Source organism: Sinomonas albida, assembly GCF_004919045.1.
Lineage (GTDB): Bacteria > Actinomycetota > Actinomycetes > Actinomycetales > Micrococcaceae > Sinomonas > Sinomonas albida.
Map to the genome: position 1 here is coordinate 123,681 of NZ_SWDW01000002.1, position 18,187 is coordinate 141,867.

16 protein-coding genes are annotated in these 18,187 nt (G+C 69.7%); 11 read left to right on the forward strand and 5 right to left on the reverse strand.

Annotation, left to right across the window (positions count from 1 at the left end):
* Positions 1-6: 6 nt before the first annotated feature.
* A complete protein-coding gene (locus E6A26_RS02435) occupies positions 7-969 on the forward strand; it encodes an electron transfer flavoprotein subunit alpha/FixB family protein (RefSeq protein ID WP_136609604.1) in 963 nt (320 codons plus the stop codon).
* Between the two features lie 8 nt (positions 970-977).
* On the forward strand, positions 978-1,751 hold the full coding sequence (locus E6A26_RS02440) for a PIG-L deacetylase family protein (RefSeq protein ID WP_234864969.1): 774 nt from the start codon (positions 978-980) through the stop codon (positions 1,749-1,751).
* 128 nt (positions 1,752-1,879) lie between these two features.
* Here the strand turns inward: E6A26_RS02440 and E6A26_RS02445 are convergent, their stop codons facing one another.
* The 3 genes from E6A26_RS02445 to E6A26_RS02455 all read right to left on the reverse strand — a co-directional run bounded on the left by E6A26_RS02445 (position 1,880) and on the right by E6A26_RS02455 (position 4,035).
* Complete coding sequence (locus tag E6A26_RS02445) at positions 1,880-2,347, reverse strand: tRNA (cytidine(34)-2'-O)-methyltransferase (protein WP_136609605.1); 468 nt, start codon at positions 2,345-2,347, stop codon at positions 1,880-1,882.
* A gap of 130 nt (positions 2,348-2,477) precedes the next feature.
* Positions 2,478-3,476 (reverse strand): J domain-containing protein, encoded by a 999-nt coding sequence (locus E6A26_RS02450; protein ID WP_136609606.1) that lies wholly within the window; start codon positions 3,474-3,476, stop codon positions 2,478-2,480.
* Between the two features lie 130 nt (positions 3,477-3,606).
* The gene (locus E6A26_RS02455) at positions 3,607-4,035 is read right to left on the reverse strand and encodes a hypothetical protein (RefSeq protein ID WP_407695352.1); all 429 of its coding nucleotides are present in this window, start codon (positions 4,033-4,035) and stop codon (positions 3,607-3,609) included.
* Between the two features lie 185 nt (positions 4,036-4,220).
* Here E6A26_RS02455 and E6A26_RS02460 point away from each other — a divergent pair, with 185 nt between their 5' ends.
* Both E6A26_RS02460 and E6A26_RS02465 read left to right on the forward strand, forming a co-directional pair.
* Entirely contained in the window at positions 4,221-4,898 is a 678-nt protein-coding gene (locus E6A26_RS02460) for a helix-turn-helix transcriptional regulator (protein WP_136609607.1), read from the forward strand.
* Between the two features lie 97 nt (positions 4,899-4,995).
* The gene (locus tag E6A26_RS02465; protein WP_136609608.1) at positions 4,996-6,213 is read left to right on the forward strand and encodes a cysteine desulfurase family protein; all 1,218 of its coding nucleotides are present in this window, start codon (positions 4,996-4,998) and stop codon (positions 6,211-6,213) included.
* A 65-nt stretch (positions 6,214-6,278) separates the two neighbouring features.
* On the opposite strand, the gene E6A26_RS02470 is transcribed toward E6A26_RS02465, so the two are convergent.
* Positions 6,279-7,535 carry an NAD(P)/FAD-dependent oxidoreductase gene (locus E6A26_RS02470; protein WP_136609609.1) on the reverse strand — a complete coding sequence of 419 codons (1,257 nt, stop codon included), beginning with the start codon at positions 7,533-7,535 and terminating at the stop codon, positions 6,279-6,281.
* A gap of 94 nt (positions 7,536-7,629) precedes the next feature.
* On the opposite strand from E6A26_RS02470, the gene mnmA reads away from it, so the two are divergent.
* The 6 genes from mnmA to E6A26_RS02500 all read left to right on the forward strand — a co-directional run bounded on the left by mnmA (position 7,630) and on the right by E6A26_RS02500 (position 16,744).
* Positions 7,630-8,760, forward strand: coding sequence for a tRNA 2-thiouridine(34) synthase MnmA (gene mnmA, locus E6A26_RS02475; protein ID WP_136609610.1), 1,131 nt, complete (start codon positions 7,630-7,632; stop codon positions 8,758-8,760).
* A gap of 379 nt (positions 8,761-9,139) precedes the next feature.
* Positions 9,140-10,771, forward strand: a complete 1,632-nt coding sequence (locus E6A26_RS02480; RefSeq protein WP_136609611.1) for an ABC transporter substrate-binding protein — start codon at positions 9,140-9,142, stop codon at positions 10,769-10,771.
* Positions 10,772-10,866: 95 nt separating this feature from the next.
* Positions 10,867-11,961 (forward strand): ABC transporter permease, encoded by a 1,095-nt coding sequence (locus E6A26_RS02485; RefSeq protein WP_136609612.1) that lies wholly within the window; start codon positions 10,867-10,869, stop codon positions 11,959-11,961.
* Positions 11,961-13,052 (forward strand): ABC transporter permease, encoded by a 1,092-nt coding sequence (locus E6A26_RS02490; RefSeq protein WP_136609613.1) that lies wholly within the window; start codon positions 11,961-11,963, stop codon positions 13,050-13,052. The genes E6A26_RS02485 and E6A26_RS02490 overlap by 1 nt, the downstream gene beginning before the upstream one ends.
* Positions 13,049-14,752 (forward strand): dipeptide ABC transporter ATP-binding protein, encoded by a 1,704-nt coding sequence (locus tag E6A26_RS02495; RefSeq protein WP_136609614.1) that lies wholly within the window; start codon positions 13,049-13,051, stop codon positions 14,750-14,752. Before E6A26_RS02490 ends, E6A26_RS02495 begins: the two co-directional genes overlap by 4 nt.
* Positions 14,753-14,878: 126 nt before the next feature.
* Positions 14,879-16,744: an HNH endonuclease signature motif containing protein gene (locus tag E6A26_RS02500; protein WP_136609615.1), complete on the forward strand. Its 1,866-nt coding sequence runs from the start codon at positions 14,879-14,881 to the stop codon at positions 16,742-16,744.
* Positions 16,745-16,822: 78 nt separating this feature from the next.
* Here the strand turns inward: E6A26_RS02500 and E6A26_RS02505 are convergent, their stop codons facing one another.
* The gene (locus E6A26_RS02505) at positions 16,823-17,482 is read right to left on the reverse strand and encodes an NADPH-dependent F420 reductase (protein WP_327407151.1); all 660 of its coding nucleotides are present in this window, start codon (positions 17,480-17,482) and stop codon (positions 16,823-16,825) included.
* Between the two features lie 217 nt (positions 17,483-17,699).
* On the opposite strand from E6A26_RS02505, the gene E6A26_RS02510 reads away from it, so the two are divergent.
* A complete protein-coding gene (locus E6A26_RS02510) occupies positions 17,700-18,185 on the forward strand; it encodes a chorismate mutase (RefSeq protein WP_136609616.1) in 486 nt (161 codons plus the stop codon).
* Positions 18,186-18,187: the final 2 nt, after the last annotated feature.

The following is an 18,187-nucleotide window of genomic DNA, read 5'->3' on the forward strand; positions in this document are numbered from 1 at the left end:
AAGACCATGACTGCATCCACCGTCCTCGTCTACCTCGACGTCGTCCCGGCCGAAGGCCCGCACAAGACGCAGCTCGAGCTCGTCGCCGCGGGCCGCATCCTCGGACCGGTCGCCGTTGCCGTCGCCAACGAGCCAAGCGAGACTGCCGTCGCCCAGCTTGCCGAGCACGGCGCCGAGGCCGTCTACACGCCGGGCTCCGCCGACCTGTCCGACTTCCTCGTGGCCCCGAAGGCCGCGTGGCTCGCGGCGGTCGTCGCGACGGCTCAGCCGGCCGCCGTCGTCGTCGACAACTCGTTCGAGGGCAAGGAGATCGCCGCGCGCCTCGGGGTGCGGCTCTCGGCTGGCGTCGTCACCGACGTCGTCGCGCTCGAGGCTGATGGCACCGCACACAAGTCGGTGCTCGCGGGCTCCTACGAGGTCCGCGCGCGGGCCACGAGCCAGATTGCTGTGCTCGCGGTGAAGGGCCACGCCGCGGAGGGGGCGCCTGCCCCGGCTCCGGGCGCGGCGAGCGTCCATGCCGTCGAGGTCCCGGGCGACGCGTTCGCGAACGCGGCGCGGATCACGGCGCGCGCCGAGCGCCCGAAGACGGGCCGGCCCGAGCTGACCGAGGCGAGCATCATCGTGGCCGGCGGGCGCGGGACGGACGGCGACTTCACGCCGATCGAGGAGCTCGCGGACGCGCTCGGCGCGGCCGTCGGCGCCTCGCGGGCCGCCACGGACGCGGGGTGGATCGGCCACGACTTCCAGGTGGGGCAGACCGGGAAGACCGTCTCGCCGCAGCTCTACATCTCGGCCGGCATCTCGGGGGCGATCCAGCAGAAGGCCGGGATGCAGACCTCGAAGGTCATCGTCGCGGTGAATTCCGACCCGGAGTCGCCCGTTTTCGAGATCGCCGACTTCGGCGTGGTGGGAGACCTCTTCAAGGTCCTCCCGCAGGCCACTGAGGAGATCAAGAGGCGCCGGGGCTAGTGGCAGGCATCCTCCGCGGGGTGCCCGATCCGGCGCTCGTCGCCGAGCGGGACGAGCCGTTCACCGTGCTTGCGTTCGGCGCACATCCCGACGATCTTGATTTCGGCGCGGCCGGAACGCTCGCCGCCTGGGCGGCGGGCGGTGCCGACGTCCACTACGCGGTCATGACCGACGGCGACGCCGGCGGCTTCGATCCGGCGCACCGCGGCGAGATCGTGGCAATGCGCCGCGACGAGCAGCGCGCCGCGGCGTCCAGGGTCGGAGTCCGGGAGGTTCACTTCCTCGGGTACCGCGACGGGTTCCTCGAGCCCTCGCACGAAGTGCAGCGCGACGTCGTGCGGCTCATCCGCCTCGTGCGGCCGGACGTCGTCCTCGCGATGCATCCGGAGCGCAATTGGAAGAGCCTCCAGATGTCGCACCCCGACCATCTCGCGTGCGGCGAGGCGGTGACCCGCGGCATCTATCCGGCGGCCGAGAATCCGTACGCCTTTCCGGAGCTTGAGGAAGCCGGGCTGGCCTCGTATCGGGTCCCGTGGCTCTGGCTGTACGGCGCCCCGGAAGAGCGCGTCAACCACGCCGTGGACATCACGGCCCAGGTCGAAGCGAAGCTCGAGGCCATCCGCGTCCACCTGAGTCAGCATCCTGACATCGCGGCCACGGAGCGCTACGTCCGCGCGCGGCTCGAGGCAACGGCCGCTAGCGCGGGCATGGCCCCGGGGGCCTCGGCCGAGGCCTTCCACGTCGTGGCCGTCAACGCCCCGGAGACCATCGCGGGGTTCTGACCCGCTTCTGCCCGGGGTGGCTGGGGTGTCCCGGCTGGGGGTTCTGATGCGCGGTGCGCTTCTGATCGAAGGTGACCTGGGTGCCCGGCCGGCGTTCCTACGCGTGACCCGGCCGGACCGGACCAGCCTTAGAGCTGCGCGCCTGCATAGCCGTTCTGCCGCCACGCCTCGTACAAGGCGATCGACGCCGAGTTGGCCAGGTTGAGCGACCGCCGCGATGGAACCATGGGAAGCCGCACGCGCGCGGTGACGCGGGGGTCCGCGAGCACGTCGGCGGGCAGGCCGACCGATTCGGGGCCGAAGAACAGGACGTCGCCGGGCTCGTACGCGACCTCGGCGTAGGGCGTGTCCCCGTGGGACGTGAACGCGAAGACCCGCGCGGGCAGCAGCGCGGCGAACGCGTCGTCGAGCGTCCTGTGCACGGTCACGACCGCGAGGTCGTGGTAGTCGAGGCCGGCGCGGCGAAGCTTGGCATCCTCGAAGTCGAAGCCGAGCGGCTCGACGAGGTGGAGCTCTGAGCCCGTCACCGCGGCAAGGCGGATGGCGTTGCCCGTGTTGCCCGGGATCTCGGGGGTGTAGAAGAGGATGCGAAACACGGCTTCCATCCTAGTGACAGGGCCCGGGCGGCAAGGAATCATCGCTGGCAGCGCCGGCCAGGCTCAGCTCGCGAAGGTGAGCGCAGCCCGCGAAGCTCAGTGCAGCCCGAAGCTCAGTGCAGCCCGTTGATCAGTGCAGCCCCGTGAGCAGCCGCGCGAGGGCGGGCACGTAGACGACGTTCGGCTGCGGGCCCGACGCGAGGAAGAACTTGAGCTCGCGCACGAACTTCGAGCCGTTGAGCGGTTCGATCCCCGACGTGACGCTGCGGTGCACGTCGATGACGGGCTGGTGGAGGCTCGAATCGGGCGTCTGCGCGAGGATGAAGCCTTGGACGTTGAGCTCGGGGAAGACCTCCTGGAACAGCCGTACCTGCCCCTCGAGAAGTGGCGGGGCGGCGCCGTGGCTGCCCTGGAGGAGCTGGTTGCCGTCCCACGCGTAGTTGCCCACGGGCACGAGCATCGAGTCGACGATGGCGAGTCGGTACCCGGCGAGCACGACGTGCGCCACGTAGGCGCCGCCCGCGGGGGAGTGGAGGCCGTTGAGGAGCCGAGCCGAGGGAATCTCCGTGAGGATGTGCCGCTGGATGAGGGCCGCCGTGCGCTGCTCGCGCTGGATACGGGCGGCCGCACCGAAGATCCCGCGTCGCCGCGGCTCTCCGTGCTCGCGCCGCGCAGCGAGCTGCGCCGGAATGAGCGGTACGGCGCCGCCCGCGAACGGCGGCTCGTAGACGGCGGGCTCCCCGGCGAGGTTGCGCTGTTGGCGCCCGGAGCCTGGCCCGCGGCGCGCGAATCCGGATGCGTCGAACCCAGGTGCCGCCCCGCCGGGGCGCGCGGACGACGGCGGGTGCGCGCCGCCGTCGTCCGTCCCACCGGGGCCCGGGCTCCACTGGGTCCCGGCGGGCTCCCGCTGAGGGGAGGTGGAGAAGTAGCTGCGATCGTAGGCCTCTCGACGCTTGGGGTCGGAGAGGACCTCGTAGGCGAGAGTCACGCGGCGGAACTCCGCGGGATCCCCTCCGTGGTCGGGGTGGTGCGTGCGGGCCGCGCGGCGGTACGCGGCCTTGATGTCCTGGGCGGTCGCGGTAACCGAGACGCCGAGCACCTCATAGTGGGAGGGGAGGGGCGGCGTCATGGATCAATCCTAAGAGGCGCCGGGCCACCCCTCTCCCGCTGGCTGCCGCCGAGAACCGGGTGAAACTCGCCCGGTCAACGCAGGGTCAACCCCGAGTCAACGCCGAGGAAGCCCCTAGTCAAACGGCGCGCTAGGCCCTTCGCGCCGCGAGCCGGTTGAGCGCAAGGGCGGCCACCAGGAGGCCGAAGTCCCGGAGGGCGACGTCGTAGAAGTGGCCCAAGACCACGAGGTTCACGATGATCCCGAGCAGCCACAGCGCCACGATCGCGGAACCCCATCGAGGAACGACCGCGACGAGTACCCCCGCCACGATCTCGATGATGCCCACCCCGTACATGAACATCTGCGGCGTCACGGGGACGACCTGCGTCGCGACGGGGGCCAAGTAGGTGGGCCAGAACGTCAGGAAGTTGAAGAACTTGTCGAGGCCGAAGAGGATCGGCGCCACCGTGAAGATGGTGCGGAGCATCACGTAGGCCTGACCGGCACCGCCCATCGTTGCTGTCCCGGCGCGCCGCGCGGGAACTCGCGCGTCGCCGTGGGTTGAGGCTGAAGACATGGCAGGCTCCTCTCCAGAACTGATGTCTGTGATTTTAGTCTCGATCCCGCTCTAAAACAAGATGTTCATGTTTTGGAAGGAAGGTGAGATGCGGGCAACGCGGGGAGGTCTGTCGCCCGTGGTGAGCGTGATCCCGGAGCCGATCTAAAACATCATCCAGCGTTTTTGGACCTACACTTGACCCCATGACTGCTACTACGTGGTCCCGCCGCGTTTCCGCCGTCGCGTCGCTCGGCGATCCCACGCGGAGGGCTCTCTTCGACTTCGTCCGCGCCGCCGGCCGGCCGGTTTCGCGTGACGAGGCTGCGGCCGCCGCCGGGGTCACGCGTGGGGCGGCCGCCGCGCAGCTCGACAGGCTTGCGGAGGAAGGCGTCCTCACGATCACGTTCGCGAAGCCGGGGGCAGGGGGACCGGGCACCGGGCGGCCCTCGAAGTTCTATTCGCTCGCCGTCACCGAGGTGCTCGCGTCCGTTCCGGAACGGAGCTACGAGCTCGCGGGGGAGCTCATGGCCGAGGCCGCCGAGCGGTCGATGACCCGCGGCGTTCCGATGGCCGATTCCCTGCGCGCCGTGGGGCGCGAGGCTGGCGAGGCCCTCGGGCGGCGCCACGGCAGCATCGAGGCTGTGCTCGGCGCGACGGGCTATGCGCCCATCACCGATGGAGACGGTGGCGTGATCCAGCTGGCCAACTGCCCGTTCCACCGGCTCGCGCAGGGCCATCGCGAGGTCGTGTGCGGCCTGAGCGCTGCGCTCCTGGAAGGAGCGCTCGCGGGGTGCGCCGACACAGCGCGCGGCGTCGAGCCGGTCGACGCGACCGACGGCCTGCGCGAGTGCTGCGCGAGGATCGTCCCGCGGGAGCAGTAAGCATCGGCTGATGGCCGCCGCGCAGTACCTGTCCCCTGAGCCCACATTCGACCTATCCCCTGACCCCACACTCGGCCCCTGGTCCTACAGTGGGAGGGTGCCCGTGTACCTCGACCACGCCGCGACGACGCCCGTCACGCCCCACGCCTTGGCGGCCTACACCGACCAGACCGCGCTCGGTGGCAATCCCTCCTCGCTCCACGCGGCGGGCCAGCGTGCCCGTCGCGCACTCGAGGACGCCCGCGAGGTGCTCGCCGCGACGCTCGGCGCGCACCCGTCGGAGGTCATCTTCACGTCCGGAGGGACGGAGGCGGACAACCTTGCGGTGAAGGGCCTCTACTGGGCCCGTCGCGACGCGGATCCGCGCCGCACTCGCGTCCTGTGCTCGAGCGTTGAACACCATGCCGTCATGGACACGGTCGAGTGGCTCGAGCGCCACGAGGGCGCCGAGGTCGTGTGGCTCCCGTGCGACGAGGGCGGGGCGACGAGCGCGGAGGCCGTCCGGGCGGAGCTCGCGAAGGCCCCCGAGTCGGTCGCCCTCGTCACCGTCATGTGGGCCAACAACGAGATCGGCACGATCCAGCCGATCCAGGAGATCGTCGAGGCGGCCGCGCACTACGGGGTGCCGGTGCACTCCGACGCGGTCCAGGCGTTCGGCCACGTCCCGGTCGACTTCGCCGCGTCGGGGCTCGCGACGATGGCCGTGAGCGGCCACAAGATCGGGGCCCCGGTGGGGATCGGTGCGCTCGCCGTGCGGCGCGACGCCGTCGTCACGCCCGTCCAGCATGGCGGCGGCCAGCAGCGCGGGCTCCGTTCGGGAACCCTCGACGCCGCGGGAGCCGCCGCCTTCGCCGCGGCGGCGCGAGACGCCGTCGGACGCCTCCCCGAGGAGGCCCGGCGCCTCGCCGCGCTGCGCGACCGCCTCGTCGCGGGCGTCCTCGCGGCCATCCCCGAGGCGCGCCTGAGCGGCCCCGCCGACCCCGAGCTCCGGCTCCCGGGCATCGCGCATGTCACTTTCCCGGGCTGCGAGGGCGATTCCCTGCTGTTCCTCCTCGACATGATGGGCGTCGAGTCCTCGACGGGCTCGGCGTGCACGGCGGGTGTCCCACGGCCCTCGCACGTTCTGCTCGCGATGGGGCTGAGCGAGGATCAGGCGCGTGGCGCCCAGCGCTTCAGCCTCGGCTGGTCGTCCACCCCGGACGACGTCGACGCCCTCCTCGCCGTCGTCGGGCGCGCCTTCCAGCAGGCTCGCCAAGCGGGCATGGCCGGGCATGAGAGCTCGATCCAGACGGCCTCGAGCAGGTTCAGCCGCTGAGCGAGCAGCTGCGGGGAGTCGAGCCGAAGCTCACCCGCGGCAGCTGCTCACTCACGTCGCCTCACTCAAGTCGCGGCCGTGAGTTCCGCGAGCGGCACCGAGGGATCGGCGAGCCGGGACTCGCTGACAATGGCACGGGACTTGATGAGGGCCTTGAGGGCCTTCTGCGACCGCGGCGCGTTGACGTTCATCGCGGCAACGACCGCACCGTCCCGGAGCCAGAACGCCACGAAGCCCGCAAGCCCGTCCTCAACGGTCGCAATCGAGCCGCGGAGCACGAGCTTGGCCCCGCGCGCCCGCTGCCCATACCCCGAGTATTCGAGGCTGATGCCGTACTGATCGGTGTAGAAGTAGGGCGCGATGTCGAGCGCGGCCTCGGTTCCGAGCATGGACTTCGCGGCGACCTTGCCGCCGTTGAGGGCGTTGGACCAGTGCTCGCTGCGGACGTGATCGCCCGTGAACGGCTGGAGCGAGTTCGCGCCGTCGCCGGCGGCGAAGACGCCCTCGGCGGACGTGCGGAGCGCGGCGTCGACCACGATTCCGTTGCCCACCGTGAGATGGGCGTCCTTGGCGAGCTCGACGCTGGGATTGACCCCGACCGCGACGACGACGAGGTCCGCGCCGATCCGCTCGCCCGTGTTCGTCACGACGCACGTGACGCATTCGCCGTCGTCGGTCGCTTTGAACTCGACGGGATGCTCGCCCAAGCGGAAGGTGACCCCCTCGGCCTCGTGCAGCCGGCGGAAGTAGTCGCCCAGTTCGGGCTCGAGCTGCCCGAGGGGGTTCTGCTCGCGGCCGATGACCGTGACCTCGTTTCGGTACGTCCGGGCCGCGGCCGCGACCTCCATGCCGATCCAGCCGGAGCCGATGAGGACCACACGTCGCCCGCCGCGCGAGAGTTCAGAGCGCAGGGCGAGGGAGTCCTCGAAGCGCCGCAGCGTCACGATGCCCTCGAGCTGGGCGCCCGGGACGTCGAGCGTGCGCGGCTGTGCGCCCGTGGCGATCAGGAGGGATCGGTAGGGCACGAGCGGCCCACTCTCGAGCCGCACGACGTGCGAGGCGGGAACGATCTCCGAGACGGTCTCGCCGAGCCGGAGGTCGACGCCGTTGTCCGCGTACCAGCCGGCGGGATTGACCGCGAGCTCCTCTTCGGGTGCCTTGCCGAGCAGGAACTCCTTCGAGAGCGGGGGCCGCAGGTAGGGCTCGCGGTGCTCCGCGGCGATGATCGTGATGGGGCCCTCCCAGCCCTCGGCCCGCAGCGTCTTCGCGGCGCTCCCGGCGGCGAGCCCGCCGCCCGCGATGACCATGCCCTGCTCGTCCATGACACACCCTTCCGCTCGCTCGGCGACGCTGCCGTATCACTGGGTTTGGCGGCGGGCCCGGGCCTTGCGGCCGCCCAGTCGCTAGAATAGACCGGTGCGAGTTCTGGCAGCCATGAGTGGGGGAGTGGATTCGGCCGTCGCCGCGGCCCGCGCCGTCGAGGCGGGGCACGACGTGGTCGGGGTCCACCTTGCGCTCTCGCGCATGCCCGGGACCCTGCGGACCGGAAGCCGGGGCTGCTGCACGATCGAGGACTCGAACGATGCGTGGCGCGCGTGCGACAAGCTCGGCATCCCGTTCTACGTATGGGACTTCTCGGAGCGCTTCAAGGCGGACGTCGTGGACGACTTCGTCGCGGAGTACGCCGCGGGCCGCACGCCGAACCCCTGCATGCGCTGCAACGAGCGCATCAAGTTCGCGGCGCTTCTCGAGAAGGCGCTCGCCCTGGGCTTCGACGCCGTGTGCACGGGCCACTACGCCAAGATCATCCGCGATCCGGCCGGCAATCCGGAGCTGCACCGCGCCGCCGACTGGGCCAAGGACCAGTCGTACGTGCTCGGGGTCCTGACGCACGAGCAACTTGAGCACTGCCTGTTCCCGCTCGCGGACACGCCCTCCAAGGCGGAGGTCCGCGCCGAGGCGGAGCGCCGGGGGCTTTCCGTGGCGAAGAAGCCGGACAGCCACGACATCTGCTTCATCTCCGACGGCGACACCCGTGGCTGGCTCGCGGACAAGATCGAGCTGACGCCGGGCGACGTCGTCGACGAGACCGGCCAGAAGGTCGGGGAGCACGGTGGCGCGAATGCCTTCACGGTCGGCCAGCGTCGCGGACTGCGGCTCGGCCGGCCGGCCGCGGACGGCAAGCCGCGCTTCGTGCTCGAGGTCCGGCCCAAGGACAACACGGTCGTCGTCGGACCCGAGCGGCTCCTCGCGGTCGACGAGATCCGGGGGATCCGCCTCTCATGGGCCGGGGTTCCGCTGCCCGAGGCCGCCGCCGGGGAGGAGTTTGCCTGCACGGCGCAGGTGCGTGCCCACGGGGATGCGCTCCCGGCCCGGGCCCGCGTGGTCGGGGATGCCTCGGCGCACGATGCCGAACTCCTCGTGACGCTCGACGCCCCGCTTCGCGGCGTCGCACCCGGGCAGACCGTGGTCCTGTACCGCGGGAGCCGGGTCCTGGGGCAGGCGACGATCGACGTCGCCCGCTCCCTCGCCCGCCCCGGCGTCTGAACCTCGAGGATCACCCCGTACGACGGCGGAGGGCGGGTTGCGCCGTCGGCGCGCCGTGAGCGCTGGGCGAGTCCCGCCGTCGTTCGCGCGCTGAGGATCCGCCCGCTCGGGCTCGGGCTCGGGGAGTCGCGCCGTCGTTCGCTGTCCCGCCGTCGTTCGCTGTCCCGCCGTTCTGAGCGCCCGTTGGCATCGTCCCGCACGGTGTTGCCATGTTCCTGACCCTATTTATGCCGCGGAATGTCAACGTTTAGTTTCAATCTCCTCAAGCGAGGCTTTCAGACCTACTGAATCGTGATTGAATGCTGTGTGCACTCGGGCTGTGCGTTGAGTCACATCAGGCGCCCACCCAGAACTCGAACAGAGACAGAGGTCATCCCCCATGGCAAACAAGTCAGCCGTGCGGAGTGCGATCGCGCTCCTCGGCATCTCGGCGCTTGCGCTGACGGCGTGCACCGGCCCGTCCGGCGGCGGCTCAGCGCAGAGCGGCTCCGCAGGCGGCGGTCCGATCACCGTCGGCACGACGGACAAGGTGACGTTCCTGGATCCCGCGGGCTCCTACGACAACGGCTCCTTCATGGTCATGAACCAGATCTACCCGTTCGTCCTGAACTCGAAGCCCGGCAGCGCTGATCCGCAGCCGGACATCGCGACGTCGGCCTCGTTCACGTCCCCCACGGACTACACGGTCAAGCTCAAGAGCGGCCTCAAGTGGGCCAACGGCGACACGCTTGACTCGGCGGACGTGAAGTTCTCCTTCGATCGCCAGCTTAAGATCAACGACCCGAACGGCCCTGCATCGCTGCTCGACAACCTCAAGAGCGTCGATGCTCCGGACGCCTCCACCGTGGTGTTCCACCTCAAGCAGGGCAACGACCAGACGTTCCCGCAGGTGCTGACCAGCCCGGCCGGCCCGATCGTGGACCACAACGTGTTCCCCGCCGACAAGGTGATGAACGATGACGACATCATCTCCAAGAAGGCGTTCGCGGGTCAGTACACGATCTCGACATACCAGAAGAACCAGCTCGTCTCCTTCAAGGCCAACCCCGACTACCAGGGCGTCCTCGGCAAGCCGGCCACGGACACGGTCAACCTCAAGTACTACGCCAACTCGAACAACCTCAAGCTGGACGTCCAGCAGAGCAACATCGACGTGGCGTGGCGCTCGCTGACCGCGACCGACGTCGACAGCCTCGCGAAGGATTCGAAGGTCAAGGTCCTCAAGGGCCCGGGTGGCGAGATCCGCTACATCACGTACAACCTCGACACCATGCCGTACGGTGCGAAGGCGCCCAACGCGGACCCGGCCAAGGCGCTCGCCGTGCGCCAGGCCATGGCCAACCTCGTGGACCGCGACGCGATCGCGCAGCAGGTCTACAAGGGCACGTACACCCCGCTGTACTCCTACGTTCCCAACGGCTTCCCGGGCGCGACCACGCCGCTCAAGTCGATGTACGGGGACGGCAGCGGCAAGCCCAGCGCCGACAAGGCGAAGCAGGCCCTCTCGGCCGCGGGCGTCCAGACCCCGGTGAGCATCAACCTGCAGTACAACCCGGATCACTACGGCCCGTCCTCGGGTGACGAGTACGCCATGGTGAAGCAGCAGCTCGAGGCCTCGGGCCTGTTCAAGGTCAACCTGCAGTCCACCGAGTGGGTCACCTACTCGAAGGACCGGACCAAGGACGTCTACCCGATGTACCAGCTCGGATGGTTCCCGGACTTCTCCGACCCGGACAACTACCTGACGCCGTTCTTCACCGCGAACAGCTTCCTCAAGAACCACTACTCGAACTCGACGGTGGCAGACCTGATCGGCAAGGAAGCGACGAACCCGGACAAGTCCTCGCGTGAGCAGCAGCTCGGCCAGGTCCAGGACGCGGTGGCGAAGGACCTCCCGACGCTCCCGCTGCTCCAGGGCGCACAGATCGCGGTTGTCGGGACGAGCGTCAAGGGCGTCGACACGACCCTCGATCCGTCCTTCAAGTTCCGCCTCGGCGTGATCAGCAAGTAGCCGAAGCGAGCAACAGCCGCAAAAGCACCACCTAGCAAGTGCAGCGGCGGGATGCTACCGCGTCCCGCCGCTGCCGTGCGGAGGAACCACCCCCAATGACTGCACTGACCGAAACACCCCCAGAGGCCGCGGGCGTACCAACCCCCGCTGCTTTGAAGCGCAAGACGGGCGGGGGGCTCGCGACCTATCTCGTGATCCGCTTCCTCCTGATCTTCCCGACAATCCTCATCCTCGTCACGATGGTCTTCTTCCTCATGAGGATCACCGGTGACCCCATCACGGCCGCGCTCGGCGGCCGTCTCCCGGCCGACCAGCTCGCCGAGAGAATCCACGAGGCCGGCTACGATCGGCCCATCCTGATCCAGTACTTCGAATACCTCGGCCAGGTCTTCACGGGGAACTTCGGCCGCACCATCTCGGACAACCGTGCCGTGACCGAGATGCTCGCGACGTTCGGCACCGCGACGCTCGAGCTCGCGGTCAACTCGCTCATCGTCGCGTTCCTCGTCGGCATCCCCCTCGGCATGATCGCTGCGCACCGCCGCGACAAGACTGCGGACGCGGGCCTGCGCATCTTCGCGATCCTGAGCTATGCGACGCCTGTCTTCTTCGCGGGCCTCCTGCTCAAGCTCATCTTCTCGGTGTGGCTCGGCTGGCTGCCCGTCGCGGGGCGCGCGTCCACGACGACCGAGATCTCCCTCACGGGCCTCGGGGCGCCGACCGGGATCTACTGGCTCGACGCGCTCCGGAGCGGTAACCTCGCCGCGTTCTGGGACGTCGAGGCCCACGCGATCCTGCCGGCCATCACGCTCGGCCTGCTCACGGCCGGCGTGTTCCTGCGCCTCGTCCGGACCAACCTCATCGGCACGCTCGGCAAGGACTACGTCGAAGCCGGGCGTTCGCGCGGCGTGAGCGAGTTCCGGCTCGTGACCCGCCACGCCTACAAGCCCGCCCTCATCCCGATCATCACGGTCATGGGCCTGCAGATCGCGCTTCTTCTGGGAGGCGCAGTCCTCACCGAGACCACGTTCGAGTGGAAGGGTCTCGGCTTCCAGCTCGCCCAGTACCTCACGGCCCGCGACTTCGTCGCCGTGCAGGGCATCGTCGTGCTGCTCGCCGTGATCGTGGCCGTGACCAACTTCATCGTGGACGTCATCGCCGCGCTGATCGACCCGAGGGTGAGGTACTGATGAGCACCCAGACTGTCCCACAGATTGAGCGCCGCGAGCCCCTGTGGGTTCGCCTCCCTGTGCTCTCCCACGTCCTGAACAGCGTGGGCATCCAGCGGACCATGCTTGTCACGGGTCTGATCCTGACAGGCATCTTCGTGCTGCTCGCGATCTTCGCCCCGCTCATCGCGCCGTTCGGCTTCTCGCAGATCTCTGACTCGAGCGGCGACTTCCCGACCCAGGAACCGCCGAGTGCGAAGCACATCTGGGGGACCACGGTCGGCGGCTTCGACGTGTTCTCCCGCGTCGTGTGGGGCGCCCAGACCGCCATCCTCGTGATCGTCGTCGCCGTCGCGCTCTCGATCTTCGCGGGTGTGGCCCTCGGCCTCGCTTCGGGGTACATCGGCGGCTGGCTCGACCGCATCCTCGTGGTCGTCGCGGACGCGGTGTACGCGTTCCCGTCCCTCCTCGTCGCGATCGTCATGTCGATCGTCATCAGCCACGGCCAGTCGAGCCTATGGGGCGGCATCCTCGCGGCAGCGATCTCGATCACGGTGGTGTTCATCCCGCAGTACTTCCGCGTGGTGCGCGCCGAGGCGATCCGCCTCAAGGCGGAGCCGTTCGTCGAGTCCGCGAAGGTCATCGGCGCCTCGAGCTGGCGGATCATGGCGCGGCACATCTTCCGCAACGCGACGCGCAGCATCCCGCTCATCTTCACGCTCAACGCCTCCGAGGCCATCCTGACCCTCGCGGGGCTCGGCTTCCTCGGTTTCGGCATCGAGCCGACGAGCGCATCGGAGTGGGGCTTCGACCTCAACAAGGCCCTGAGCGACGTCACCGCGGGCATCTGGTGGACGGGCGTCTTCCCGGGCATCGCGATCGTGCTGACCGTCCTCGGGCTCACGCTCGTGGGCGAGAGCATGAACGACCTCTCGGATTCGCGCCTCCGTGCGCGCGGACGCAAGCGGACGACGGCGGCCGGCGCCAAGGGCGCGAAGCCCTCGCCCGGGGCTTCGGCGGGCGAGGCAGCCGGTCACGCGAAGAGCACTGAGGCTGGCCCGGAAGCCGGCCCGGCGGCCGGCTCGACCGGCCATGAAGGAGGCCAGGCATGAGCGAGCAGCTCGACGTGCGGCCCGCGGGCCCCGCGGAGACCGTACTGGACATCGACCGTCTCGCGGTCTCGTTCGCGACGGATGCCGGCGAGGTGAGGGCCGTCCGCGGCGTGAGCCTCGACGTCAAGGCAGGCGAGGTCGTCGCCGTCGTCGGTGAATCCGGCTCCGGCAAGACGGTGACCGCCAAGACGATCCTCGGCCTGCTGCCGGAGACGGCCACGAGCTCGGGCGCCGTCGTCATCAACGGGCAGAACGTTGTCTCGATCTCGGCGTCCAAGCTGCGCGAGCTGCGGGGCCGCGATGTCGCCATGGTGTTCCAGGAACCGTCCACGGCACTCAACCCGGTCTTCACGGTGGGGTGGCAGATCGCCGAGGGCATCCGGGCGCACCGCGGCCGGGACGGCCACAAGGTGTCGCGGAAGGAGGCCCGCGAGCGTGCCATCGAGGCGCTCAAGAAGGTCGGCATCCCCGACCCGGAGAAGCGCGTCGACTACTACCCGCACCAGTTCTCGGGTGGCCAGAAGCAGCGTGTGGTCATTGCGGCCGCGCTCGCGCTCGATCCCGAGCTCATCGTCGCCGACGAGCCGACCACGGCCCTCGACGTCACGGTGCAGGCGGAGATCCTTGAGCTCCTGCGCGACCTGCGCGACCTGTACGGGACCTCGATCGTGCTCATCACCCACAACATGGGCGTGGTCGCGGACCTCGCTGACCGCGTCGTGGTCATGTACCAGGGCGAGGTCGTCGAGGAGGCGCCGGTCAGGACGCTGTTCGCCGAGCCGCGCGAGGACTACACGCGCCGACTGCTCGCGGCCGTTCCGCACCTGGGACGCGACTCGGCCTCGGAAGGCGCGACTGAGCGCCTCCGGCAGGGCGGCGAGGTGCTCGTCGAGGCGAAGGACCTCGAGATCGTCTACCCGGGGCGCTTGGGCTCGCCGGCCTTCCGGGCCGTCGACGGCGTCTCGCTCACCGTGTCTGCGGGCGAGGTCTTCGGCCTCGTCGGCGAATCGGGGTCGGGCAAGACGACGATCGGCCGCGCGATTGCAGGCCTCAACCGGGCCACGGGTGGAAGCCTCAAGGTCCTCGGGCATGAGATGGTCGGCTTCCGCGAGCGGGGGTTCCGTCCGCTGCGCAAGGAGATCGGCTTTGTGTTCCAGGACCCGGCGGCGTCCTTCAACCCGCAGCTGACCATCGGCGAGTGCGTGGCCGAACCGCTCGTGGTGCATCTGAACCTCGAGCCGGCACAGATCCGCCGGCGAGTGGGCGAGCTGCTCGAGTCGGTGCAGCTCCCGGCGACGTACGCGTCGCGCTACCCGCACGAGCTCTCCGGCGGCCAGCGTCAGCGTGCCTCGCTTGCGCGCGCCCTCGCGCTCGAGCCGCGCCTTCTCGTGGCCGACGAGCCCACCTCCGCCCTCGACGTCTCCGTCCAGGCGAAGGTGCTCGAGCTGTTCCGAGAGATCCAGGAGGAGCTGGGCTTCGCGGCGCTCTTCATCAGCCACGACCTCGCGGTGGTCGACCAGCTCAGCCACTGGGTCGGAGTGCTGTACAAGGGCAAGCTCGTCGAGCAGGGAATCGGCAGCCGCGTCATGAGCGCGCCGAAGGACGAGTACACGAAGCGGCTCATCGCGTCGCTTCCGGTTCCGGATCCGGTCGAGCAGGCCGAGCGCCGGAAGGCGCACCGGGCGCTTCTGGGCAGCTGAGCCCCCGCCGGCAGCGAGCCGGCACCAATCCGAGGACGACGGCGGCAGGTCACCTGCCGCCGTCGTCCTCGGCTTTTGTCCGGGCTCGGCGCTTATTTTGTCGGTGGCGGATGCGAGGGTTGGTTCATGGGGGAGAACCTGGGGGAGGAGCCGTCCGACGACGGCGCCGAAGTCGCCGACGAGGCGATCGGCGGTGCCGGCTCGGCAGCGAGCGCTGCACATGACCCTGTCGCGGTGGCCGCGGATGCCGAGGCCGGTTTTGGCGATGCTGAGGCCGGGTCCGGGGAGCCCGATTCCGGCGATGCCGAGACTGGTTCCGGCGATGCCGAGGCCGAGTCCGGGGCGGCCGGGTTCCGAGAAGCCGAACCCGACTCTGGCGATGCCGACGCTGGTTCTGGCCCTGCTGAGGCCGTATCCGAGGCAGCCTCTCCTGGGGCGGTCTTGTTCGAGGCGCGCGCTCAGTTCGCGGGTGGTCTCGTGGACACGATTCGGGGGCTCGAAGAGGCTGAGGCGCGAATCCATGCGGTCCGGGCTTATGCGGTCTCGCAGTTGTGTGAGTACTTCCGCGGCGCGGCAAGGGACCCCCTCGAAGCGGCGGAGGCACCATCGCTCGCTGCTGCGGAGGTCGCGGCGGCGCTCAACGTGTCTCAGCGCGCGGGACGAGCCATGGTCGACGACGCGTTGGCCCTGGCCGATCCTGCGCTGTCCCCGGTCTTGGAGGCGCTGGGCGCCGGGCGTCTGGATCGCCGACGGGCGCGGGCCGTGGCCGAACACGCTGCAATTCTGGCCCCCGGGAAGGACGCCGCCTTCGCCGAGGCCGCCGTGCGCATCGCGTGCCCGAAGGACCCAGACAGGGCTCCCTCACCGGCTGCGCTCGCGCGAAGGTTGCGGCGCTTGGCGGAGGACTTCCACTCCGAGCCGCTGGCTGCCCGGAAGGAACGGGCTGCCTCTTTCCGAAGGGTCGACCTCGAATCCACACGGGACGGGATGTGCTGGATCTCGGCGTACCTTCCCCTGGAGGCGGGTGCGGCGATCGACGCTCGGCTCGAGGCGCTCGCCCGTGGCCTTCAGGGCCCAAGGGAGCAGCGGGGCGTGTCTCAACTCCGGGCCGACGTCTTTCGGGACCTGCTCGCCCACGGCACCACGTTCGTCCCTGGCACCACGGTTCCTGCACCAGAACCGGTGCCAACGGTTCGGGGTGAGGACACTTTCAACGAACGCGCAGGGTTGTCCGCCGACGCCTTGGCCCACGGCTCTGACCATGTCTCTGGCGACTTCGCCGCCTCTGCGGCCGCGTTCGGGTCCGCTCAGGGGCGGGTGCCGGGGCCCGAGCGCCTGAGCGGAGCCGGATCCGGAGCCAGAGCCGGATCCGGAGTGCGGATGGAGGTCGTGGTGACTGTCCCGGCACGGACGCTGACCCGGGAGTCCGAGACCCCCGGCGAGATCCTTGGGTACGGACCACTTGACGCGGAGGCCGCTCGGGCCTTGGCGGCCGAGGCCGCGACGTGGACCACGATGTTCGTCGACCCGTCAAACGGAGCTCCTCTGGCCGTCGGACGTCGCCGCTACACGCCGTCGCTCGCGATTCGGCGCTTCCTGGGGGCCCGCGACCGCACGTGCCGCTTCCCCGGTTGCGACAAACCAGCACCGGCGACGGAGGCGGATCACACCGCGGAATGGCAGCACGGCGGCACTACGGACGCAGCCAATCTCGCCCTCCTGTGCCGCGAACACCACCGCCTCAAGAGCCTCGGCCGTTGGCACGTCACTCAGACCGGCACGACCAGCGCCGCCCTTGGCTCCCCGGGCCACCAGCCGAACACTGGCGACCACACCCCGGCAGGAAACCTCAACAGTTCAATCAGGCGCCGAGCCTCGGGCGAGCCATCGGAGCAAGTCCCGCAGCCAACGGGCGGCGTCCTCCAATGGACCTCACCTACCGGGCGCCACTACACGACCTACCCCGAAACCGACGCGCCGCCACCGTTCTGACGGTCAGTTTTTCGCGCGCCGTGGCGGTCGGTTGCGCTCAACGACTCGGGCCCCGGGCCCATACTGGCGCCCCAAAGGCTACTCGCCGGCCTGAACGATCCGGACGTTGAATTCCGCCGTGCCCAGGGATCCCATGAGCCGCACCCAGAGGGGGAGGTACATCTCGAGCCCTCGAGCTGCCGTGATTCCGCCGAGGTCCCGGATCCTGTCGCGGCGCCAGCCGAGCGAGACAAGGAGGGCGGCGACGTCGGCCTTGGCATCGTCGTCGTCACCCGCCAGGAACGTGTCGTGCACGCCGTCGGCAATTCGCTCCGGAGCGACCATGACGGACGCGTTGACCGTATTGAGCGCCTTCACCACCCGCAGCGAGGGAAACGCGTGTTGCAGCTGCTCCGCGAGACTCGTCCGATTCGAGACGGACAGGAAGGGCGGAAATCCAGCCGAGAAGTCGAGGGGGTTGGCGACGTCGATGAGCACCTTGCCGCCGAGGGCCTCGGCGCCGACGGAGAGCAGAACGTCGAGCGATGCCGTGCCGGAAGTCGCGTTGACCAACAGCTCACCCGCCTCGGCAGCCTCGGCGAAGTCGGTGGCGTGTGCGTGATGGGCGGCCGCCCACTCGAGGGCCTCGGGCTTCGCCGCATCTCGCGAGCCGATCGTCACGCTGTGTCCGAGCTTCGTGAACGCGGTGCCGAGCGTCGTCCCGACCGTTCCGCTGCCTAGGATCCCGATCTCCATCATGGCCCTCTCTCTCGTAGCGCCGGTCGGCGCCTGGCGTCTGTGTGGCTGTCTCGTGCGCTCTGCAGGCCACGGAAGTCGCGCGAAGCACCTCGCGGAAGCGAGGCACGTCGGCGGGCGGCCTGCGGACCGTCCACGTGCCGGCCTTACCCAAGCCGTACATTGCGCGGCCGCGTCGGTCAACGGGCGCCGCCGACAGCGCGGCCCATAGACTGGGCTCATGACCGAGCAGCACCGCGCCGACGGCCGTTCCGAGACCGACGAGACCACCGATCACGACTACGATCCCACGGCAAGCTCCCTCAAGGGCAACGTGGACTCCGCCGTCATGGAGGAGCTTCTCTCGATCCGGTCAAGCATCGACAACTTCGACGCGACGCTCGTCTACCTTCTCGCGGAGCGCTTCAAGGTGACGCAGCGCGTCGGGTGGCTCAAAGCCAAGCATCATCTTCCGCCGGCGGACCCGGCCCGGGAGGCCGCTCAGATCGCGCGCCTGCGTCGCCTCGCCGAGGACGCCCAGCTGGACCCGGCCTTCGCGGAGAAGTTCCTCAACTTCATCATCAGCGAGGTCATTCGGCACCACCAGGCCATCTCCGAGGATCACCATTCCCGGCAGAATCGCGACACGGTCAATGGCAACTATTTCGCGGACTCCCCGGGGGCAGGCGATCCCGACGGGGCCAGCAGCGCGCCCGGCCAGGCCTGAGG